Genomic DNA, 23,335 nt, shown 5'->3' with positions numbered 1-23,335 from the left:
ATCGGTCAGTCGGCCTCGCTAGAACAATCACAGGCCGCTTTTTTCGGCAATGTCCCGGCGGATTCCCGCCTCACGACTGGCGTGTATAGAAAAGCGCGCGCCCTCAGCCAAGCTCGCGCAGTCGATGTTCCTGCCGCGCGACCAAGACTTCAATATCTTGCCGCGTCGACGCCGACAGAGGTGCACCTGGACGACGCAAAGTTGGCTCTGCAATGACCCCGCGCTTGGCCAAAACGTATTTGCGGACTGCCAAGCCAAGACCAGGTTGCTGTTCAAACCTGGCTAATGGGAGGTAGGCATCAAACAGGTCCCGGGCGCGATCCATCTCACCTTTGGAATGGTGTTTCACGACTGAAACCATCATTTCTGGATAGGCAAAGCCTGTCATTGCGCCATCCGCGCCGCGGCCCATCTCTTCGGGCAGATAGATACCGCCATTGCCGCAAAGGATCGCGATCCTGCGGTTCAATTTTTCCGTGTCACGCAAGGCACCAATCTTATCCAGCCCAGGCCAGTCTTCATGTTTCAGGCAAACGCAGTTCGGGTTGTCTGCTACGATCCGGGAAATTGTAGAGACGGAGATTTGCACCCCGGTGGCCAGCGGGAAATCCTGAAGTACCCACGGTACACCCCCCACGAATTCGGCCGCTTGCCCGAAATAGCTGACAATCTGATCATCTGTCCGTAAGGAACTGGGCGGCGCGATCATCACTCCGGCTGCACCCTCATCCATGACCAGCTTCGTCAGGGTGTGCATCTGAGCGAACCCAGGCGAGGAGACACCCACGACGATTGGAACACGCCCAGAAACTCTGGCGATAATCCGCCGCACGACGGCCTGCGATTCCTCAATCGTAAGTTTGGGCGCTTCGCCCATCATCCCCAGTGCTGTTAGCCCAGTAGCTCCCGCCTCGAGATAAAAGTCGACCATACGGTCGACGCTTTTCATGTCGATGGAGCCATCACCGCTGAATGGCGTCACAGCAATTACGTAGACCCCATTTGCACCCGCTGTAAGTCCGCTCACTCCGATATCTCCTTTTTGTTCAGTTGGGCAAAAGCGACCCTTCCAACAGCCATAGTGGCAGCCGCCTCACACGGATCGACAACAGGGCACTTAAGTTCTGCCTCGAGATCGGACCGCAACGATGCCATTCCAGCACAGCCGAGGATCAGCACATCGGCGTTCTTTTCCTTACGCAGCGTGGAGCCCACTATCTTGAGACGTTCAAACGTCGCAGTGCGGTCGGACAATTCGGCAACGGTCAAATTAAGGGGCAGATCCCCAGCCAGCCGGTCAGTGACCCCCATCGCGCCCACATAGCGCAAGTGTCTAGGGATGGACCTCTCAAGAATTGCGATGATGCCAAAACGCTGGCCCAGCGTCATAGCCGTAAGTATACCGCTTTCCGCGATACCAAAAACCGGTCGGTTGGATTGCTCGCGTAATGAAGCCAAACCAGGGTCCGAAAAACAGGCGATGACGAATGCCGAGGCGGTCTCCTCCAAGGCCCTGCAGTGGTCCAGCAGCGGGGCCACAACACCGTCAACATGGGCCTGGGTCTCGATCCCAGGAGGGCCTTCGTGCAGCGTGCGACATCTGATCGACACATTCGTAGCCCGGCGCAAGGGCTCTACGGCGCGGTCGATGCCATCGGTAACGGTCTGACTGCTGTTAGGATTGAGGATGTAAATGGTCATCCGACGCGGTTCCTCTGATGGATGTGCGGCAAAGCCCGAACGGGTTCAACTTCATATGTCATGGTTGAGTCCCAGCATCCTTTTGTCGCAGATTTGCTAGGTCGCATGGCCATTTTTAGGGCGTTAGGACGGCGTTTTCTCTGGTAGTCAAACTAGCCATCCTTTGTCTAATTGCCGCTGCCTATCGACTATTCGATTTGCAAATAGGCCAGGTCGCGCCGAAAGCGGCGCGACCACTGCACATCGCTCCGGCTGGGGACGAGGGCGATCAAGCGGGCTCACGAGCGCTATTCACGCATTCGTCGTTTCCGAAGGCGGGCCAAATTGATCTCGTCCTGACTGCTTGGCAGGCGCGTAACGCCCGCCAACAAGCGTGGGCCATGGGCCGGCATCCCGCCCAGAATGAACACCGGCGGCTTCGCCTCCAGCAAATGGGTCTACGGGCAGCGTAATCTAGTCGAGCGGTACTTCACCAAACCGCGCGCGGTAATGCGGCCTTTCTCCTGTCGCGCCGGTCAGCACCGCCATCGTCGCGTCAAAGGCTGCAGCGCGCTCATTTCAAAGACGCCATATGTTGCGCGACATGTGAGGCAAGCCAACCCGTAGACTCGGGCATACGGGATCGTGTAACGAAACGACCGGAGCCCGGCTCGTCGTGCCGCTCCCCGTCCTGGATAATCACCTTGCCGCGCCGCAGTACTATCTGCGGCCAGCCTTGCACTTCGCGGCCGCGATATGGCGTGTAGCCGGTCCTGTCATGCATCGTCTCGTCGGTGAGCGTAACGCGCCTTTCGGCATCCCAGACGACGATATCCGCATCCGCTCCGATCGCGATCGATCCCTTGCGCGGATGAAGATTGAAGAGCTTTGCCGGGGCGGTGGATGTCAGTTCCACGAATTTATCGAGGCCTAGCCTGCCTTTCGAGACCATCGCGTCGAAAAGCAGCGGAAGGCGCGCTTCAATCCCGGGTATTCCGTTGGCGATCTCCTTGAAGTTTGATTTGTCGCCGTTGCGCAACTTCCCGCCCGTGTCGAAGCGATAGGGCGCGTGATCCGATGAAACGAGCTGCAGATCTCCTCGATCGAGGGCGTTCCAAAGCGCTTCCTGATCGTCGACTGTCCGCGGCGGCGGCGAGCACATCCATTTGGCGGCTTCTAGCCCCGGCTTCTGCAAATCACCCGCGTCCATGAACAGGTATTGGGGGCAGGTCTCGCCAAAGATCTTTAGATTATCGCCTCGCGCACGCCGGATGATCGCCGCTCCTTCCGCAGTCGAAACGTGAAAGATGATGATCGGGTGGTCGACCAACGCGCTGAGTTTTACCAGCCGGTCGATGGCATCCGCCTCAGCCAGACGCGGATGGCTCAACGGATGGTAAACCGGCTGACTGAAGCCGGCCGCCAACAGGTGCTTCGACATCCACGAGATCATGCCGCTGCTCTCGGCATGGAAGCAGACCGACGCTCCGGTTTCTTTCGCTACCAACAATACGTCCAGGATGCTTTCATCCGAGACCCGCAAGCGATCGTAAGTCATAAAGAGCTTAATCGATGAGTGGCCTTCCCGTATGAGTTTGGGAAGGTCAAGCGTTAGCGCTTCTTCTGTCGGATCGGCCAGAATCATATGAAAGCAATAGTCGATAATAGCGCCCTTCCGAGCCAGGGCCGAGTAGTCCTCGACCACCCTCGCAAGACTCATGCCGACATGCTGAGCTGCGAACGCAATGACGGTCGTGGTGCCGCCGAACGCCGCCGCCGTCGTGCCGCTTTCCCAGCTATCGGCATTTAGGATGCCGTTGGCCGAAACCTGTTCGATATGGACGTGCGGATCGACACCGCCGGGAAGGACAAGCATGCCGTTTGCATCGATTTCCCGGTCGCCTCGTCCAAGGTCATGACCGATTGCGAAGATTTCTTCACCTTTAATGCCGACATCCGCTTTGAACACCTCCGTCGCCGTAGCAACAGTTCCGCCGCGAATGAGAACGTCGAATCTATCATGTCGCATCTATTTTCCCGTTGAAAGTCAGAACATGGAGTTCGAAAGTTCGTTGATTGATGATCGGATGACAGCGCGGATTAAGCCGCCGTTGGCATCGAGACCGTGCGTAAGCGCTCGCGGCCGAGGACATGTACCCTGTCGTCCCGATTGACCGAAAGTTCAGCTTGAACCAATATTGCGCCATGCTCTCCCAAATCTCTAATGCTAAACAACACGCCATCTCTAACGTGATCATGCCAGCGCGGATAATCATTTTGGTCGCCGGATGATAAGTTGAAATTATAAATGGATGCTGCCAGACAATTCTGCGGGAGCGGGACACTCGTCGTGCTGACGTCATGGTTTTAGGGATGCCGTGTTCGCCGCTCATCTTGAGATGATAAAGAGGACATTTGGATAGCGGTGATTTCTCTGCCTCGACAGTCATCGCTGAGGCACTTTCTAAACACGCCTGCAACAAGTGGTTCGAGTAAAGACAAACGTACATTAAGTGCGTCTGACGCTCGCCTGCGGGCCGGCGGCACGGCCAGTCTGTTGCGTTTGATGGATAAGCTCAGTCGCTACTTGAACAAATTTCTTGCCGAGCCGCGTAAGTGGCCTGTCTTTCAAGCTTACCGAGCTTGCATAAACAGCGATCGACGGCTCAAAAGCACGTATTACTAGACCCTGCGTTATCCACCGCGAGGCCGAGAATTCGTCGACGATTGCGACTCCCAGGCCATTGCTGACGAGGCTGCACGCTGCTGCACCCTGTAGAACGTTCAAGTTTGGAGAAAATGGCACGCCAGCCTCGTGGAACGCCGCCGCGACGAGTGATCTAAGTCGGCTTAAGGGATCGAGGCCAATCACGGGAACATGCTCTAGATCAATTGGCGACAGGACTTGCTTCAGCGCCAGCGGATGCGCCTCTGGGAGGGCGCACACCATCCGGCCATCGGCGAGCTTGCTAAGCTCCAACCCTGGCCGAGGCGGTGGTGTAAGGGCAAAGGCCAGGTCGGCATAGCCGCTTTCTACTGCCCCAATGACACCGTTCATGTCCTGAACATCGAAATATAGACTCACGTTCTCGCGGCCACGCATGAAGCGCGAGATTGCTACTGGGATAACGCTGTCACCTAGCGGCCGGGTGGACAGCACCCGTAGATGACCGCGTTTTGTGTCTTTCAAATCCTTTGCTCTCTGATCAAGCGCGGCCGCCATCAACTGAAGAGGTTGGGCGTCCTGAAAAATCGATTGTCCTTCTGCTGTTGGTATCAGGCGGTTGCCGATGCGATCGAAGAGGGTGAAACCCAACATGCTCTCAAGATGCTTGATCGCATTGCTGACCGCAGGTTGCGACAATCCCAGCTCATAGGAAGCGGCGATGGTAGTCCGGCACCTCATGACGGCGCAGAAAATTTCAAGCTGCCGCAGATTCATGACGACTTTACTCCACCACAACCAACAGTAATCCGTGTCGTGCAGCGTCCCACAAATCGCTTCGAGGTGAAGCTGACATACATCGCCCGCGTATATCGCAAGGCTGAGATTGCCCAGCGTCGGATGCAGATCCATCGGTATGAACAGCTCTCAACGGAGCCACACATTGAATCGCGATAGCGTGCATTAGTGAAGCTGCTTGGCGGATTTTCTTATGGCGTGGAATTAAGAGGGCGACGTGCAACTTCGCTAAATGTGCAGTATGATTTCGCGTAATCTCGAGGGAATCCGCGCGCTCTAGCAGAGAGTTGGGACCACGAGACTGGCGCCGGCGGATTGCTCGTCGAGCAGCCCGCATCATACGGATCGTAGGTCTTTTGACGCGCGCGCTACCGACAGACCCGCCTACGGCATGGGATCGACGTGGCCTTCCTGCGATAGCGGCGGTTCGCGCCGCCTGTCCAAGGCACGCTTGCCCGAATGGATTGCTATCGGGCGCTCTCAAGGAAAAAGTCCTCGCTTCTGCTTTGCAAGACGAACGCGGTCAACGCCAATGCTCATTGCGGATGTTCTGTGCGAGATGCGATCTCTACGCGAGCGCTCGACCATCGCCTGGAAACTGCGATCAAGTATCTGGTTAAGGCGGGACACAACTTCATTGTAGCCCCAGAAAAACTGCTGCAAGTCTTGGACCCACTCGAAATAGCTGACGATCACACCGCCGGAATTGCACAGAATATCGGGTATTACAAAAATATCGCTACCGCGCTCCTCAAGAAGCTTGTCCGCTTCCGGTGTCGTTGGGCCGTTAGCACCTTCCGCAAGAATTCGGCACCGCAACTTCGTCGCTTTGGCAGCGTCGATGACACGCTCCATTGCCGCCGGGACGAGGATGTCGCAAGGTTGAGTAAGAAGATCGCCCGGCTCGAATTCCTCGGCCGGAAAGCCCCGGAGACTGCCCCGCGCTTCGACATGACGCGTCATAGCCTCTACATCGAGACCCTTGACGTCAAAGAAACAGGCGGAGTGGTCGCTAACACCGATGACCCTTACTCCCCGTCGGGCAAGTTCTATGCCTGCTATCGAGCCGACATTCCCGAAGCCTTGTATGATTGCGGTCGCCTTGGTGGGTTCGATCGATAGCTCTTGCATGGCACTGAAAGCCAGATGCATAACACCAAGGCCAGTGGCTTCGCGCCGCCCCTCGGTTCCGCCAGACTGTACGGGTTTGCCTGTCACTATCTCGTTGACGGTGCGACCCTGGTACATGGAGTAGGTATCCATGAACCACGCCATGACCTGCTCATTCGTTCCCATGTCGGGAGCCATCACATCAACATGAGGCCCGACAAAAGGGATTAGCTCCTGCATGTATCGGCGTGACAGCGCTTCCAATTCGCGGGGAGACAAAGACACCGGGTCGACGCTGATGCCGCCCTTTGCCCCACCGTAGGGAAGGCCCGCCAGAGCGCACTTCCAACTCATCCATATCGCCAACGCCGCTACCTCGCCCATGTCAACTGAAGCAGCGAACCGAGTACCGCCCTTGGTGGGCCCGAGTGTGAGGTGATGCTGCACCCTGTAGCCCTGGAAAACGGCAGTTCTTCCGTCGTCGAGATGAATCGGGCACGAAATCGCGATAGCTCTCTTTGGCAAAAGCAGTCTGTCGCGCTCGCTTTCCTCGATACCCAGGTAGTCGGCGATTGTTGTAAACTGGGTTCGAGCCATCTCGAAGACGGGCCCCTGGAAAATACTCATCCGTGAATTCCTCATGCAATGCGGTCTGTAAGGAGCACAGCGTTCATCACCGACCTCGTTATCGGGAAAGATTAGCTGGCCAAGAGGAAGATCCAGGCTGCTCGGAACGACAAATTTCGCTCGCTGAATTTCAGAGACCGCGGATGCTTAGAGCCGGACCAGACATCATTCGTAGGCTCGAGGCCGGTGCCAGGTCTCTGTAACATTTGAAACTCCCTAATCGTATCGTGGTTAGCCGCCTCGGTTCGAGGCCATTTTTGCAGGCGCTACGATACGGTTCAGGTCGTTCCCAGCGACCCAAACCGTTGCAACGTTTGTTTCCTGGTTGGCAACGATACCCCTCAATTCGACTAGTTGCGTAGTCCGCAAACATTACGTGCAACTGCATTCGTTTTTGTCGCCGAGAGAGCCCGCTATTCTGAGCAAGGAGCATGATCTTGAAGGCGTGAAACCGCTCGCAAATGAAAATGTAGGAGGCTGCATGTTGGATTTAGTGGTGCGAGGCGACATCGTGACATCTACGGTCGTCAGGCGCGGATGGTATCTGTCCGTGCAAGACGGAAAAATTGTTTCGATAACGCAAGACGATCCCGGTTCGGCGGTTGAAAAAATCTCTTGTGAAGGCGCTCTGGTGTTTCCCGGCGCGGTCGATGCTCAGGTCCACTCCCGCAGCCAGAAAGATCGTGAGAACTTCATTTTCTCTACAAAGGCGGCGGCGGCGGGTGGTGTCACCACCATAGTTGATATGCCCTATGACGAGGGGCTCCTTGTTTGCGACCGCGAGAGCGTTGATCAGAAAGTCGCAGACATTTCCCGGCAGGCTCATGTTGACGTCGGACTCTACGGCACGATACGTCCGAGCGATGGGGCCTCCAAGATCGCGGAGCAAGTAGCTGCGGGTGTCTGCGGATTCAAATTCTCAACCTTCGGAACTCATCCGGACCGCTTTCCCCGCATTCCTCCCTATCTGATGGTCGAGGCTTTTACCGAAATAGCCAAAACCGGTCTGGCGGCCGGAGTTCATAATGAAAACGAAGAAATCGTTAAACATCAGATCGAGCGGATGAAAGCGGCCGGGCGAACGGACTATTTGGCGCATGGCGAAACGCACACTCCACTCTCCGAACTATTGGCCATAGCTGAGATTTACGAGATAGGTGCTTTCTCGGGATGCCGGGCACACGTCGTGCATTGCTCGTTGGGACGCGGCATTGAAATTTGCAAAAGCTACAAGCGTCAAGGTTACGATGTTACCGTCGAGGTTTGCATCCACTATTTCCTTTTCGACGAAGAGAACACCGTCCGTGTCCGCGGCGGTTTAGCTAAAGGCAATCCTCCGTTGCGACCCTCGACGGAGAAAGAAAAGCTTTGGGAGTTTCTCGCAGCCGGCGACATCGACTTGGTGTCTACCGATCACGTAGCATGGTCTCTGGACCGTAAGAACAACCCGAACATGCTGGCAAATTCATCCGGTGGTCCAAGCCTGGAAGTTCTGGTGCCGGCACTTCTGCAGGGTTGTATCGACCGCGGCATTGATTTGTCTGTGGCAGCGCGCGTCCTTTCCCACCACCCGGCACGCCACTTTCGCCTGTCAGATCGGAAAGGTGGTTTCGTATCGGGGCGCGACGCCGATTTCAGCGTCATCGACCCGGCGACAGCGCCCTGGAGCGTTTTAAACACCAAAACGGTGTCGGACTGGAGCCTTTATGATGGTCTCGAGCTTCCGCAAGTGAAGCAGACATTTCTTCGCGGCAAACGGGTGTGGGACGGGAAGGACGTCCTGAACGCGCCTGGCGACGGCCGATTTGTCCGTCCTTTAACCGGAGCAGTTCGATGACGGCGGCCCTTAAACCGGCCGTCCGTATTGACGAGAAGCGTCTGGCGGCTCGTCTGAAGCGTCTATCGGAATTCACGGAGCCCGGAAGGCCGTGGGAAAGAACCGCTTTTTCTGACCTACATCTTAAAGCTCGCGAATGGTTGAAAGGGGAGATGAGTGCATCGGGGCTCGAGACGAACATCGACGCAGGTGGAAACCTAATCGGACGCTTGCATGGCACGAGTAATGGACTTGGTGCGCTTGCCTCCGGTTCGCACAGCGACACCGTGCCCGCTGGAGGTAGGTTCGATGGCGCCTTGGGCGTGATAGCTGCGCTTGAGGTCGCATCGGCAATGCGCGACGCCGGTCATCGACTGCGTCATCCGTTCGAGGTGATCGACTTTCTCGCTGAAGAGCCCAATCAGTACGGATTGTCCTGCATCGGTAGCCGCGCCATGGCAGGCGAGCTTTCGCATGAACATCTGGATTTCAAAGCTGCCGACGGCACGACCTTGGGTCAAGGGATCCGAAGGATGGGAGGCGATCCCGACAGGCTGATCGCTCCGCTGCGTCCACGCGGGGATATCGCAGGCTTCGTGGAGATACATATCGAACAGGGACGCGTCCTCGAGGGCTCCGAGGAAGACATCGGTGTCGTGACGGCGATCGTTGGGATCACGCGAATTGCGGTCGACATCGGAGGACGTGCCGACCATTCCGGGGCGACTCCCATGGGACTGCGCAAGGACGCGCTTGTAGGAGCGTCGCTGATGATCGCCGCGTTTGATGCCCAAGCTCGTCAAGACTATTACGCACCTTTGGTGGCAACCGTAGGCAAGCTCGAAGTTCACCCCAACGCTTCGAACGTCGTTCCCGGCCGCGTCTCCTTTGTTCTCGAAGTTCGTGCAGGGCAGGGGCAACCATTGACGCGCTATCACAAATGGGCGGAGGGGACGATCCGCACGATCGCGGAGGAGCGAGGACTTACCTTTAGAACGCGCATCATCGGTCGGAGCGACCCAGTTACAATGGACACGGACATTCAGCTCGCGATTTCCGATGCTGCATCGGCTTCCAACCTCAAATACCGATCAATGCCAAGCGGAGCAGGCCACGACGCCGCGCATGTTGCCCTCTTTGCGCCTTCCGGAATGATCTTCATTCCTTGTCTGGACGGCAGGAGTCACTGCCCGGAAGAGTTCAGTTCAATCGATCAGATCGTGCGGGGCGCCCAAGCTCTAGTCGACACGATCATCGCTCTCGATGCGAAAAACTAATCATCGAACACACAGGAAATCATAATGAGTACTGTTGCCATGCTTAACGGGGTAAAGGCGCACCGTGGTCAGGAGCTTAGATGCAAGGGCTGGAAACAGGAATCCATCCTCCGTATGCTGGAAAACAACCTCGAGAATGCCGAGCGCCCCGAGAATCTCGTGGTCTACGGCGGCATCGGCAAGGCCGCGCGGAACTGGGAAAGTTACCACGCGATCGTTGAGGCGCTTAAGAACCTGGAGAACGACGAGACGCTGGCGGTCCAGGCGGGTATGCCTGTCGCGGTTTTCAAAACGCATAGGCTTGCCCCACGGGTGGTGATGGGGAATACGAACGTCATCAATGCGAACTGGCCCATGTTCTACAAACTCATGGAGCAGAATCTCACGACGTTTTCCTCCTACACCGCTGGTCCGTGGCAATACATCGGGAGCCAGGGCGTCGTTGAGGGAACGTTCGAGACGCTAAGCCTGGTCGCTGACGAGCACTTCGGTGGCGAGCTTGCAGGCCGGATTTTTTTCACTGCTGGTCTGGGCGGGATGGGTCGTTCGCAGCCCTTCGCGATGACCATGCATGGTGGCGTCACGGTTTGCGTAGAGGTCCGTGAAGACATAATCAAACAGCGTATCGCCTCACGCTACGCCGATATCCAGGTTGCATCGCTGAATGAAGCAATCGAACTTGCGGAAGATGCCAAGGCGCGCAAGCAACCGCTCGGGATCATCCTGGCGGGGAACATGTGCGACGTGATGGAGGAGGCCTTGGAGCTAGGATGGAAACCCGACATTGTCACTGAAATGTGCCCTTGCCACGATCCGTATGCGCTTGTCGCCTCGGGTTTCACGCCAGGTGACGCTGTTTCGCTACGGATTGGTGATCCAGACACATACTTGCAGAGGTCGCGCGAGACCATGCTTCGCATGGTGAAATCCCTGAACAGGTTCATGGATCGCGGCTCGGTTGTGTTCGAGTACGGCACGTTCATTCGGAAAGAGTGCGTAGATGCCGGTATGCCACGAGAAGAGGCCTTCCGGTTCCCCGGATGCATCGCGCGGTATGTACGCCCGCTCTTCTTCCAAGGCCGGGGCCCATTCCGCTGGACATGCATTTCGGGCGAACAGGCGGATCAGGCCCGTCTCGATAAACTGGCGCTTGAGCTTTTTCCCGACGACCAGATTGTCCAGCGTTGGATCCCGCGCGCGAGTGCCAAACTACCAATTGAGGGTTTGCCCGCTCGAATCTGCTTCCTGGGGTTCGGCCAGCGCAAAGCATTTGGGCTGGCAGCAAACGCGCTGGTCCGCAACGGCGAGTTGAAAGGCCCAATCGCGTTCTCCCGTGACAATCTTGATTGCGGGTCGATTGCCAATCCGGCATTCGAAACGGAAGACATGATCGACGGCTCGGATGCTATTTCGGACTGGCCATATCTAAATGCGCTCCTCAACACGGCGGCAATGGCGGACCTTGTCGCCATCCAGGCCAACGGAACGATGGGTATCTCTGCCCATACCGGGGTAACCATGATCGCAGACGGAACCGATGAGGCAGATATGCGCCTCGAGGCATGCCTGACGACCGATGCGGGCATCGGTATCGTTCGCCATGCGCAAGCGGGCTACCCGATGGCTCGCCAGGTCGCCGAAGGCAAGGGCCCGCTGACAGATGAAACGATCAGCATCCCATTGTGGTGGTCGCCTGACGCCAATTTCGGCCCCCCGCTGAAAAAGGCTTGACGCCAGTGAGCGAGGGGCCAACCTGGATGCTAAAAGGCGGGCTCGTGCTCGCCCACGCAGATGACGAGGCTAGCGAGAGGGATCTCGTCATCCGCGGCGACACAATCATAGCTATGGGAAAAGACCTCGCTCCTGGGAATTATGGGGTTACCGAGGTTCACTCCGCGGATGGCTTCCTGGTTGCGCCTGGTTACGTCAACACGCACTATCATTCCCATGACCGCTGGGACAGAGGGCGATTTTCGCCCCTGCCTCTCGAAATCTGGATGAGTATCTACAATCCGCCCACGGTTGGAAGAAACTGGACGCCAGATGAGATCTACCTTCGCACGCTTATCGGCGGAATGGAGCTAGTTCGGGGCGGAGCAACAGCCGTCATGGATGATGTGCACCTTGGTCTGCAGCTCGATTCGCCAACTATCGAAGCTGTGTTCAGAGCCTATGAGGATTTAGGTCTCCGCGCTGATGTCGGCATTGCATATTCGGATCGACCCGGCCACGAGACTATTCCTTATCTTGACGATGCCCTGCCTGCTCACCTTAAGAGCCGAGGACAATCCGCAGTGGTTCCGCAGTGCGACATGCTCGAGATATGGAAGGTGCTTGCGGACAAATACGACGGTCGGGTCAGGTCTGTTGTGTCTGTCTCAGGTCCCCAAAGATGCAGTGTGAAATTCCAACAAGACGCTTGGGATCTCGCAGATAGCCTTTCAAGACCCGTGTTGACACACGTTCTGGAGAGCCGCGTCCAGGCAATGAGCGGCCCGTACTTCTATGGTAAATCGATTGTTTCAATGATGGCCGAAATCGGTGTACTGCGATCGAATTCCGTTTTAATCCACGGTGTGTGGATGTGTGCGGAAGACCTTGATGTCATCGCTGCATCGGGATCCAAGATTTCCCACAATCCCGTCAGCAACCTCAAACTTGGCAGTGGCATAGCGCCAGTCATAGAGATGCTTTCTCGAGGGATTTCGGTGGGCCTGGGCACCGACAATCACAATGGTAACGACGGTTGCTCAATGTTCGAATCCGTGAAACTTGGAGTAATGTTGCAGACGACGCAGACGGACGACTATGAAAGATGGCTGGATGCCAGTGCTGGTTTGCGATCTGCCACCCGCCATGGAGCCAGCCTGATGGCGCGAGGTGATAATCTTGGTGCGCTCCAACCTGGCTTCAAAGCGGATTTTCTGATGTTTGATTTGGAAGCGGATGCTTTCACGCCGCTTAATGACGTTAAAGTGCATCTCGTATTCGCGGACGCAGCAAGGGCGCTGCGGCACTCGTATGTGGACGGCCTTGCAATTTTGAGAAACGGCGAGTTTGTGACGGTGGACGAGGGGGAGGTGCGCCGCGAGATAAAAGGGCGGCTCGCGGTCATTCAAAAGAAGGTCCTTGACGGCATACCTAAGGGCAAAGAACTGGAACCATACTTGGTAGAGGCCTACCGCAAATGCCTAGAAAGCTCTTTTGCGAAGCCCTACGCTGGACGATGCAATTGCTGGAGACCGGCGGGGTTCCAGGCTCTCTGGTCTTGAAGTGATTATTTGCGGGTCATCCGGTAAGCGTTTGCGATGTCTTCGACCATCGCTGTCACCACAGGGAGGCTTTTGGACCTGGTTCGGAAGACCGCGAAAATCGTTGACGTGCTCTGAGCCTCGGGGAGAGGCAGTCTGATGAGCTCGCCGTTCTTTACCCACGGCGCCGCAATGTGATCGGGTATTACGCCTAGATATTGGCCGCTCAGTACAAGTTGTAGGTTGGCTTCGACGTGAAAAGCGATCGCGGTGGACTTCCAGCGACGGCCTCTTAGAGTTGGCTCGCTCCGGAGATATCCCCGAGTTACAAAGTCGAATTTCTCTAGGTCGACATCCTTGATTCGCTCGCCTCCCGTTAGCGTATTCACTGGATGGTTGCTTGCGGCGTAAAGTGAAGTCGTTTCCGAGCCCACGGCCCGGTACGTCAACCCGGGCATGTCGCTGTTTGCAATGGTGACTCCGACATTGGCTTGGCGATTAATAACCGCTTCCTCCACGGCCTCGGGGTCGGCCGTATTTATGTTTATAATAACTGCGCCCTCTCTCCGATTGAAGGAGGCGAGAGCCTGCGCCAAGGGGTTCCTGACTTCGAACTGGGTGCTGTCCATGACCCAAAGGTTGATCGAACCGGAGAGGCGACCTTTCGCAACGGATATTTGCGACCGGAAATGATCGAGTGAGTCGAGAAGTTCGATTGTCGCCTCGTAGACAATCTGTCCATGCGAGGTCACGCTGAAGCCTGCGCGCCCGCGTTCGCACAAGCGGATGGAAAGACGCGCCTCAAGATCAGCCACATGCTTGCTGATGGTTGACCTGCCGACGCCAAGGGTCTCCTCGGCCGCCGAGAAACCGCGGCATTCGACTACGGATTTGAATATCCGGAGTAAGCGAATATCAACATCGTGAAGGGGCGGGATATCCTGCTTCATTTTCCTGGTCGCATTTCAGCTCTGTTTCCAAATACCGTAAATTGGATAGCCTTTTGTTTCCAGTCCCTGCAACATTATGTGCAGATTCGCGTCTACAAGGTTTCCCCTGACCTCACTATCGTGGCCGCAGATAAATAGCCAAAATGATCGATCTCCGGAGTTCATATGACGATTGCCATCGTGCCTGGATCAAACACGCTCGCGGACTGGCGCCAAATCTATTGGGGAGCGCCGTTCAATCTCTCCGGCTCAGCTGACGCGCGGATCAACGCCGGTGCGGAAGCCGTTCAAAACATCATCCGCAAAGGTGCGCCAGTTTACGGTATCAATACTGGTTTCGGAAAGCTGGCGACGGTCCGTATTGAAGACGATCAATTGGCATTGCTGCAGCGAAACTTGATTCTCTCGCACTCCGTGGGTGTCGGTGACTACCTTCCCGCGCAGGTGGTCCGCCTGATCGGCGCGTTGAAAGTCGCAAGTCTATCGCACGGAGCCTCCGGCGCTCGCCTCGAAACTATTCGCATGATTGAGAAGCTGATCGCCCTCGACCTCATTCCAGCAGTACCCGCTCAGGGCTCGGTTGGGGCTTCTGGCGACCTGGCTCCTCTTGCCCATTTCGTTTCGTCAATGATGGGCATTGGTGAATTCGTCGTCGACGGCAAAGTCGTCCCTTCGACCGAAGTTCTTGCCCACCACGGTTTGACTCCGCTGGTTCTTGCTCCCAAGGAAGGACTTGCCCTACTGAACGGCACGCAAGTATCAACGGCATTGGCGCTTGCTGGAACCTTCGAGACGGAACGTGCCTTTGAGGCCGCCCTTGTTACGGGTGTCCTTTCACTCGAAGGTGCGAAGGGAACCGACACGCCCTTTGACCCGAGGATTCATGCGCTTCGCCCACATGCCGGCCAAGTGGATGTCGCTGCAGCTTTGAAGGAACTTGTAGCGGGCTCTGAAATTCGGGAAAGCCACCGCAACTGCAGCAAAGTTCAGGATCCGTATTGCCTACGATGCATGCCGCAGGTCATGGGCTCATGCCTCGACGCTTTGCGCCACTCGAGCAGCATTCTCGGCATTGAAGCGCAGAGCGTATCCGACAATCCGTTGCTTTTTGAAAACGGTGACGTCCTGTCGGGCGGTAATTTCCATGCTGAGCCCGTGGCGTTCGCGGCAGACTATCTTGCCTTGGCGATTGTTGAGATCGGCTCTATGTCCGAGCGTCGCAGCTCGATGTTGTTGGATACATCGTTGTCTGGCCTGCCGGCCTTCTTAACCCGCGACGCAGGGCTGAACTCGGGGCTTATGATGGGACAGATCACCGCCGCGGCGCTGACGTCCGAAAACAAGCAGAAGGCGACGCCAGCGGTCATCGACACAATTCCGACGTCCGCAAACCAGGAAGACCATGTTTCCATGGCGACGCACGGCGCGCGTCGAACTTTACCGATGGCCCAGAATACGCAGACGATCATTGGAATCGAGCTGATGACCGCTGTGCAGGCATGTGACTTCCATGCGCCATTGCGGAGCTCCGAGGCCCTGGAGCGCGGGCGTTCGGCGCTACGCGCCGTGGTCCCGCATCTCGAAGAAGATCGCCGTCAGTCCCCCGACATTGCCGCAGCGACGAAGCTTGTGCGCTCGGGGGCGCTCGTCGATGCAGTCGGACGCGATCTGCTGCCGATAATCTGAGCCTTAATGCCTCCCAGGCAAGAATGCCGCGTTCTTACGGGAACGCGGCATTTTGCTATCAGCGATTTAGTGTCGGATCGGGCGGCGCCTAGGAGTAGGCATTAAACCGGCTTCCGCAATGGTTATCACCCTTGCTTACTTGGGATCCGTAAAATCAAACCGTTAAGCGACGGTTGAATCTTAATCTGACAGCTCAGCCGCGAATTTGCACGAACGTCAGAAGCGTAATCCAACATATCAGCCTCCATCGCCTGCGTCTCGCCGACTGCAGCAAGCCAGGAATCGTCGACGTAGACATGGCACGTAGCACAGGTACACGCGCCACCACACTCTGCTTCAATTCCTGGCACAGAATTCCGCACGGCGCATTTCATAGCAGTCGACCCGACCTCGGCCTCCACTTCGTAAAGAGATCCATTCGAAGTAATAAAGACAAGTCGGATCATTTTTATACCTGGGGTTGCTGAGGACGCAAGGAGGACAGCCTCCCAATTCCCGCTATTTCTTTTCTTGATAAGCCGCAAACGCCCTCTTCAATTCGTCAGATCCAGCGATGACGGTCTGACGCGCGGGGGAAAAGCCGGCTTTGAGTATCTTGCGACCAAGCATATGGTCTGCGGGACGGTTTACTGAGTCTATACCCATTAGACGGTCTCCGAGGTAGTGGAAGACCGAAAAACTGTCGTCCCCTGTGTCACCAAGTAAGATTTGAGTGTCGCAGCGTGCGGTCAGCCCCACCATCTGAAGCTTCAAATCGCCGATATCAGACCAAAACCAGGGTACGGCGGAGTAGGCATCGGATATACCCACAACAGTTCGCGCAGCTAGTCTGGCTTGGTCGGTTGCATTCTGCACCGATTCTAATCGGAGGGTCTCATCGTTCAACCAGTGCTTATAAACTGCGACATCGCCTATCGCTAGAATGCCGGCCAGGGAGGTTCTCATGCCGTCGTCTACAGCGATGCCGTTTGCGACGGTTAGACCGGCGGTCCGAGCTAGTCTGACATTCGGCACTGCGCCAATGCCTACGATGACCAGCTCAGCAGGCAACCTCTTGCCCGACGTGGTGAGGGCGGCCTTGACCTTACCGGAATTCCCATCAAGTCGTCCAATCGATGTTCCAGTTAAGATGCGGACACCATTCGCCTCCAGTCTATGGCGAACGTGGGTCGCCACTGCCGGGGATACTGCGCGACTAAGCAGGCGATCCGCCGCTTCGACAACCGTCACGCTTCGACCGCATGCAGCGAGCGTAGCGGCCAGCTCCAGTCCGATGAAGCCACCTCCCAAGATAACAATCTCTGCGGCTATTCTGCTAAGCTCGCCGATCGACCTTGCGTCCGCTAACGATCTCAGGGACCGCACGCCGGACAAATCCCCTCCCTCTATCTCGAGCGCGCGCGCACGCGAGCCTGTCGCTAAAATGAGGTGCTTAAAAGCGATCGTTCCACCGCCATCGATATCTAAAACGCGACCTCTATGATCGATCCGAGAAATCCGCGTCCCGCGCCGAAGATCGATGGCGTTCTCGAGATAGAATCGTTCGCCGCGCAGCGGCTGCGATCTTGCCTCGGAATCTTTGATGAAGCTCTTCGACAAGGGAGGCTTATGGTATGGCAATTCGGGCTCGTCCCCAACGAGGATAACTCCGCCGCCGAAGCCCTCCTCGCGGAGACTGGCCGCCGCTTGCACCCCCGCGTGCCCAGCTCCTATGATAACAACACTATCATTCATTGTGGCTGGAACTTTCCACTATTTCCCGGAGGGGGGCTTTACGTCAACTTGGCGCACAGATTGCCAATATTTAGCAATTCGAGACTGACGCTATAGCAAAGCAGAATCTCGATCCGGAAAATCTCGGTGCGTCGAACATCAGGTGAGCGCAGGTGAAACTGATTTCGCTGCTTGGTCTTTCCACCCAATGCGTCTTGCTAATGTGATCATGTGTTCGATCATTCGACTCCTACGGACAAGCTTCCTGTCCGTGGGCAAGCTGGGTGCCCGCGTTGTGCTGCCGCTTACCCGAGTTGCCAAGCGGAAAGGGACCGCTCGTCCCGCCAGGCGTCCCCCGTGCGGGATCGAGATAGATCGAACCCATTTGTTGACCGGCGGGCATGGACATTTTTCTGCCCTAGGTCGTCGACGATCCTCTCATGGGAAGCCCGGACCGACGAGGCCACGGATAGTTCAAGAACCTCGATTTCGTGGGCACTGCCGGCGACCGAGCCGTACTTCGGAAATTCGACGCCCGTTTACACAATAACCTGGGAATACGTCGGAAAGAACCAAAACTTGCAGAAACTGGAGGCAGGTCAGCTTCAGTCACTTGGTACAAAGACAGAGGGGCTCTTCTCAAGCGAACCGCTTAGAGTCCGTTTTGAAATTCATGGATGTGCGTTTCGGCGGATGAGATTTCCGCCCGTCGCGACAAGGATCATGGCTTGCGAGACGTCGATGCGCTGCTCGTAGTCGCGCACGAGGCGGCGCCACCTTGTCAGCAAGCCAGCGGCCCGCTCGACGACCCAGCTTCGGGACAGGATCCGGAAGCCCTTCTGGTCGTCGGATCGACGGATGATCTCGACCACAAAGTCGAGATAGGCGGTTTTGTCCATGAGCTTCCGCCGGTCAGGATCGTTTGAGCGTCGGCAATGCCGAAGATATCGGCGGTGGTGAGGTTGACCATCAACAGCCGCCCATCCGTGTCGACGGCAATGTGTCGCTTGCGGCCGACAATCCTCTCGCCGGCGTCGTAACCCCTCGTAACAGCTTCCTTGACCACTGGCTGTCGATCATGCCCGCCATGGGACTGGCCTCGCGCCCGGCCTGCACGCGATCCAGCATCAGCGCCACGTCGTGGATGGTCTGGGACAGAAAGCTCCGCGCAACTCGCGGAACCAGCCGCAGACCGTCTACCCGGGCCGAAATGGATCCGCAGCATCCGCCAACCGCAATGGGGGCGGACCAGGCAGCGCACGGCATGGACCATCTCCCGGAAATCAACCTCTCGCGGGCGGCCGACGCTCAGGCTTGGGCATCAGAGGTGCGAACTGCTCCCACTCTTCGTCTGTCGGATCAGACGGGTGGCGCTTGGCCTTCTTGGCAAACTGGATCATCCGGCCACGGCTCTGCTTTGTCCACATCCGCAGCTTGGTTCATAACCAAGCAGCAGACGGAACCACAGCCAGACGATTTTCACAACGTTCTCTTAGCTCGCGCCTTTCCTGGAAATAGCTTCCAACTTCTTAGTATACATGGTCCTTATCATCACCGAGAGCAGAGGTTCGGCGGCAAGCGCTGCCATCCAATCTCTGTCTGGCGCGCGGTTGAGAAGCGCTGCAGCGATCTCTGCTATCAATGGAAGAGCCGAATCTGTGCTTTCGAACTCGATCTGACTACGCGCTTCAATGCGTCCAGGAACAAGAACGCGTGCATAAATGCCAGTTCTTAGACTCTGATGGTACTCTCTGGGAAAAGAAATATCCTCACCGATGAAATGCGCTAGCTTGGCACATGGGATCCTCGGCCCGGTGACTTGCAATTTTACCGAACCGATTTTTAGGACATCGCCAACGCGCACCGAGTATTCGTTCGGTCCCTCATATGTTATGGATTCACCAAAGACGCCAATTCGCAGGTTTTTATTCAGGCGCGCCTCCCAGAAATTGTAATTATCCATGCTACAGAGCTGAACAGCGTGATCGAGCGCCTCGTCCGCTACACGACCGTAGTGACCGTCTCCTACTATTCCCTTTTCGTCTATCCTCACGTCATGATGGAACGGGTGCTTCTCGTAAGCAGTTAGTTTGACATTCCCAAATATCTCTACTTCAACACGCGGTCCAATATTTATCGAGGTGATCTTCGAGGGCGAACGGCTCATCGCCGCTTGAGACTTGTCATCGTGATTCATGCGAATATCCGATTGATGCAGGCGAGTGGGACGCGAGATCGATCATAAACGGAAGTGACGTCTGCGCTTCACGATCCGCGGCTATAGCCATCGTTATACGGTCTAAAGCTACCTCTAGAGCTACCATTGTATTTTACGAACGGACTAATCGAGCGAGATGCCGGAGTATGATCTCTGGCAAGTTTAATTAAATAGCCGAGCTGCGAACCTAAGATTGCGGGTGGTGCAACTATCTATGGGGGACCGCAGCTCTCCGTGACGTCACTAACCCGAATGCTCGGTATCGAACGCTCTACCGGTCGATGGACAAAACCCAAAACGGCCACGCCGGCTCACCCATGGGTTCGTCGTCATTGGGCAACGCCCGATAGCTGTTTCGGCTCGGCTGCCAAAGTCGCGGAAATGAATTCCTTCCAATGCAGCGGGTGTGGCAGATCAGCCCAAATTATCGAACCACGGTTTGACCAAAAGGCACGTAATTCGTGGTTGAGGAGATCCATAACGGTGGTGCCTCCGACCGGTGCGATGGGAGAGTTTGTTTTGCGGACTGAACTGTCTGACATTGTTGTTCCATCGATGATGGTTGTTCTGGCGGTAACATTGATACCGCTCGGCGCTGCCGCCTCTCACGGGTTATTTCCCGTTTTCGGTCCACTGGGCGTCTTGTTTCTGCGAAGCCTGATGGGTGGGGCATTACTGGCGTTGCTTCAACGGAAGCACATCATCCACGCGATTAAAACCGACCCATTCGCAATCGTTGCGTTTGGCCTCTGCATGGCAATTCAGAACAGTGCCTTCTTGTCAGCAATCGATCGCATACCGCTGGGAGTTGCGGTCACCATCGAATTTATGGGGCCGATCTTCGTTGCAGTGGTGGGATCTCGAAGGAAAGTCGAATTCATGTGGGTCATGCTTGCCGCAGCAGGCATTGCACTGCTTAGCCCGACTATCGGCTCGGAGCTTGATCCATTGGGCGTCCTGCTCGCAGCGGTCTCAGCGGTGGGCTGGGCGGGGTTCATCGTGTGCAGCAAACGCCTTGGTCGTACGGTAGGAAGGAACGGAGCGTTGCCATCGGCGATTTTCATATCCTGTGCACTCCTGTTACCCTTCATCCCGGCAGATCGCGTTTCCTCCTTTGTCGCGCATCCGCAAGGACTTCTCACGATGGCCATAGTTGCAATCTTCGCATCTGCGCTTCCACTGTCGCTCGAGTACCGCGCATTGCAAACGCTGAAAGCACGGAACTATGGCGTACTGGTCGCAGTAGAGCCTGCCGTGGCAACATTGATTGGCATGACCTTCCTGGGCGACAAGATTTCCGCTGTCGGCTGGGCTGCCATGGCAGCTATTACAGCCGCGTCAATTGGCACGACGATGACATCATCGAAATCCACTCCGCCACTCACCGGCTGACCTCCGGCGAGCTCGAAGAGACCAAGCTGCGGCTGGGCTCACGGTCTCCTCGGCTCATCGACGACACACATGATGCTGCAAATCCAAGATGCCAACAGACGCCGATGTGTTCTCGTCCGGTCGAAATCCGGAAAACGAGTTGTCGTTCGGGCACTTGAGTTGTATGGCGATCTCGGCCTCCGTAGAAGCGATCTTTCCTTAATCCGCCACTGCGGCGCAGGGCGACACCCGCCGCTCGTAAGCATCCATTAGTTTCACGATTGAACATCTATGGTTCGATATCTCAGGGTGGTAACAGGCCGGCATACATCCAATGCTTTGAGACCCCAGTCTAGGTTACGTTTCAAACGGTTGCATATAAGGATTAGAAATGAGTCCGTCATTTAACGCCTCGAATACCTCCAAGAGCGATGTCGCGGTGACCATTTCCAAATTGAACAAGTGGTATGGATCGTACCATGCATTACATGACATCGACCTAACAGTAACGCGGGGAGAGCGCATTGTAATCGCAGGCCCATCCGGCTCCGGCAAATCGACAATGATACGATGCATAAATAGGCTTGAAGAGCATCAGGATGGAAAAATTGTCGTTGATGGGATCGAATTGACAAAGAGCCTGAAAAAAATCGACGAAGTCCGTCGTGAAGTGGGCATGGTTTTCCAGCATTTTAACCTCTTCCCGCATCTGACAATCCTCGAAAATTGCATTTTGGCGCCAATTTGGGTGCGAGGAATGTCTAAGAAGAAGGCGGAAGAGGCCGCCCTGCACTACCTGGAGAAAGTGAAAATTCCCGAGCAGGCGAAGAAATATCCTGGCCAGCTTTCTGGGGGGCAGCAGCAACGGGTTGCGATAGCTCGAGCGCTCTGCATGAGTCCGAAAATAATGTTGTTCGATGAGCCGACGTCGGCGTTGGATCCGGAGATGATCAAAGAGGTTCTCGACACCATAGTTGGCCTCGCTGAAGAGGGAATGACGATGCTATGCGTAACCCATGAAATGGGCTTTGCGCGTCAAGTGGCGAACCGCGTTATTTTCATGGATAAAGGGGAGATCGTCGAGCAAAATAATCCGAAGGACTTTTTCGACAATCCACGGCACGCCCGCACTCAGCAGTTTCTCTGCCAGATTTTGCAGTAGATCGCGGTCACTGGTCTGTGATCTCGTCCATAGTCGTCAAGGTGGGAGAGTTGCCCGGAAAGGCATGGCTTTGATTCTCATTCCGACGCTTAGGTGCGGTGACGTCCTCATTCTCAGTAACCCTGACAGTCACCAGCGAATTAACGACCGCTTACAGGACAGTTTGCAGTTCGCCATATTTGACTGGACAGTGGCTATTGAGATTGCATTTCTGCTGGCGAGATCGACGGCCCCGCCTATGGAGCCGCCTCATCGAACGCAGAGCTGGCTGCCCCTCCTGCCAGCAACTGGTCGAGAAGATCATTGGGTATCACAGGCTCTTTGCGTCGGGGCATAGTGGGAACTCTTTCTACCAATTATGCCCGCGTGCACACGGAATTCGGGACAGTCCCCATGATTGCGGATGCGGTCACAGCCCGGCCTTCATCGTCATCAAACGAGTTCAAGGACGAGACGACAGCGCCCAACCAGCTCTGGCATACCGACTTCACCTATTTGAAAGTTATCGGCTGGGGCTGGTTTTACCTCTACCATCCTGGACGACTTCTCCCGCTACATCATTGCCGGGAAGTTGTGCACCACCATGAAAGCCAAGGACGTCATCGACACGCTGAGCCTGGCGCTTGTCGCATCAGGCTGCGGGAGGGCGACAGTTCGGCAACGGCCACGCTTGCTGTCCGACAATGGCGTGTTACATCGCCGGCGAACTGGCCGACTGGCTACAGGATCGGGACACGCGTCACACCCGCGGCGCACCATGTCATCCTCAGACCCAGGTCAAGATCGAGCGCTGGCACCAAACCCTGAAGAACCACCACATCCTGCTCGAGAACCACTTCCTCCCCGGCGATCTCGAAGCCCAGATCGCAGCCTTCGTCGAGCGCTACAATCACCGGCGCTATCACGAGAGCCTCGACAATCTCACCCCAGCCGATGTGTACTTCGGACGCGGCCAGACCATTCTATTGCACAAAGAACCATCAACCAGCGACGCTAGCAGCACCGTAGGGA

General features: G+C 56.2%; 16 protein-coding genes and 2 pseudogenes. 8 read left to right on the top strand and 10 right to left on the bottom strand.

Annotation, left to right across the window (positions count from 1 at the left end; translation table 11 throughout):
• Positions 1-103: 103 nt before the first annotated feature.
• The 5 genes from CIT31_RS29315 to CIT31_RS29295 form a co-directional block, all read right to left on the bottom strand.
• Positions 104-1,027: a dihydrodipicolinate synthase family protein gene (locus tag CIT31_RS29315; protein ID WP_095521392.1), complete on the bottom strand. Its 924-nt coding sequence runs from the start codon at positions 1,025-1,027 to the stop codon at positions 104-106.
• Positions 1,024-1,701 (bottom strand): aspartate/glutamate racemase family protein, encoded by a 678-nt coding sequence (locus tag CIT31_RS29310; RefSeq protein ID WP_095521391.1) that lies wholly within the window; start codon positions 1,699-1,701, stop codon positions 1,024-1,026. The genes CIT31_RS29315 and CIT31_RS29310 overlap by 4 nt, the downstream gene beginning before the upstream one ends.
• A gap of 553 nt (positions 1,702-2,254) precedes the next feature.
• Positions 2,255-3,709 (bottom strand): dihydropyrimidinase, encoded by a 1,455-nt coding sequence (hydA, locus tag CIT31_RS29305; RefSeq protein ID WP_095521390.1) that lies wholly within the window; start codon positions 3,707-3,709, stop codon positions 2,255-2,257.
• Positions 3,710-4,189: 480 nt separating this feature from the next.
• On the bottom strand, positions 4,190-5,257 hold the full coding sequence (locus tag CIT31_RS29300) for a LysR family transcriptional regulator (RefSeq protein WP_095521389.1): 1,068 nt from the start codon (positions 5,255-5,257) through the stop codon (positions 4,190-4,192).
• Positions 5,258-5,623: 366 nt separating this feature from the next.
• A complete protein-coding gene (locus CIT31_RS29295; RefSeq protein WP_095521388.1) occupies positions 5,624-6,880 on the bottom strand; it encodes a Glu/Leu/Phe/Val family dehydrogenase in 1,257 nt (418 codons plus the stop codon).
• A 481-nt stretch (positions 6,881-7,361) separates the two neighbouring features.
• Between CIT31_RS29295 and CIT31_RS29290 the strand changes: the two genes are divergently transcribed.
• The 4 genes from CIT31_RS29290 to CIT31_RS29275 are packed head-to-tail and all read left to right on the top strand — an operon-like array spanning position 7,362 to position 13,245.
• A complete protein-coding gene (locus CIT31_RS29290; RefSeq protein WP_095521387.1) occupies positions 7,362-8,717 on the top strand; it encodes a dihydroorotase in 1,356 nt (451 codons plus the stop codon).
• Entirely contained in the window at positions 8,714-9,973 is a 1,260-nt protein-coding gene (locus CIT31_RS29285; RefSeq protein ID WP_095521386.1) for a M20 family metallo-hydrolase, read from the top strand. Before CIT31_RS29290 ends, CIT31_RS29285 begins: the two co-directional genes overlap by 4 nt.
• 24 nt (positions 9,974-9,997) lie before the next feature.
• Entirely contained in the window at positions 9,998-11,704 is a 1,707-nt protein-coding gene (locus CIT31_RS29280; protein WP_095521385.1) for a urocanate hydratase, read from the top strand.
• A 26-nt stretch (positions 11,705-11,730) separates the two neighbouring features.
• The gene (locus CIT31_RS29275) at positions 11,731-13,245 is read left to right on the top strand and encodes an amidohydrolase family protein (protein WP_133116225.1); all 1,515 of its coding nucleotides are present in this window, start codon (positions 11,731-11,733) and stop codon (positions 13,243-13,245) included.
• 5 nt (positions 13,246-13,250) lie between these two features.
• On the opposite strand, the gene CIT31_RS29270 is transcribed toward CIT31_RS29275, so the two are convergent.
• Positions 13,251-14,174: a LysR family transcriptional regulator gene (locus tag CIT31_RS29270; RefSeq protein ID WP_095521383.1), complete on the bottom strand. Its 924-nt coding sequence runs from the start codon at positions 14,172-14,174 to the stop codon at positions 13,251-13,253.
• Positions 14,175-14,339: 165 nt separating this feature from the next.
• On the opposite strand from CIT31_RS29270, the gene hutH reads away from it, so the two are divergent.
• Positions 14,340-15,860 (top strand): histidine ammonia-lyase, encoded by a 1,521-nt coding sequence (hutH, locus tag CIT31_RS29265; RefSeq protein ID WP_095521382.1) that lies wholly within the window; start codon positions 14,340-14,342, stop codon positions 15,858-15,860.
• A gap of 125 nt (positions 15,861-15,985) precedes the next feature.
• Here hutH and CIT31_RS29260 read toward each other — a convergent pair whose 3' ends face one another.
• From CIT31_RS29260 to CIT31_RS29245, 4 genes and pseudogenes are all read right to left on the bottom strand, one after another.
• Positions 15,986-16,306: a 2Fe-2S iron-sulfur cluster-binding protein gene (locus tag CIT31_RS29260; protein WP_095521381.1), complete on the bottom strand. Its 321-nt coding sequence runs from the start codon at positions 16,304-16,306 to the stop codon at positions 15,986-15,988.
• A gap of 52 nt (positions 16,307-16,358) precedes the next feature.
• The gene (locus CIT31_RS29255; protein WP_095521380.1) at positions 16,359-17,594 is read right to left on the bottom strand and encodes an NAD(P)/FAD-dependent oxidoreductase; all 1,236 of its coding nucleotides are present in this window, start codon (positions 17,592-17,594) and stop codon (positions 16,359-16,361) included.
• Between the two features lie 650 nt (positions 17,595-18,244).
• Positions 18,245-19,000: pseudogene (locus CIT31_RS29250) on the bottom strand (IS5 family transposase).
• Between the two features lie 65 nt (positions 19,001-19,065).
• Entirely contained in the window at positions 19,066-19,770 is a 705-nt protein-coding gene (locus tag CIT31_RS29245) for an MOSC domain-containing protein (protein ID WP_095521379.1), read from the bottom strand.
• A 504-nt stretch (positions 19,771-20,274) separates the two neighbouring features.
• Here CIT31_RS29245 and CIT31_RS29240 point away from each other — a divergent pair.
• The 3 genes and pseudogenes from CIT31_RS29240 to CIT31_RS29230 form a co-directional block, all read left to right on the top strand.
• Positions 20,275-21,183, top strand: a complete 909-nt coding sequence (locus tag CIT31_RS29240) for an EamA family transporter (protein ID WP_165778588.1) — start codon at positions 20,275-20,277, stop codon at positions 21,181-21,183.
• Between the two features lie 370 nt (positions 21,184-21,553).
• Positions 21,554-22,324 (top strand): amino acid ABC transporter ATP-binding protein, encoded by a 771-nt coding sequence (locus CIT31_RS29235; protein WP_095521377.1) that lies wholly within the window; start codon positions 21,554-21,556, stop codon positions 22,322-22,324.
• 438 nt (positions 22,325-22,762) lie between these two features.
• Positions 22,763-23,301, top strand: a pseudogene (locus CIT31_RS29230) (transposase); the annotation flags it as partial.
• Positions 23,302-23,335 lie beyond the last annotated feature (34 nt).

It is taken from the genome of Mesorhizobium wenxiniae (assembly GCF_002284535.1).
Lineage (GTDB): Bacteria > Pseudomonadota > Alphaproteobacteria > Rhizobiales > Rhizobiaceae > Mesorhizobium > Mesorhizobium wenxiniae.
Note: the sequence above shows the minus strand (reverse complement) of the source record. Positions and strands in the feature narration are given on the sequence as shown.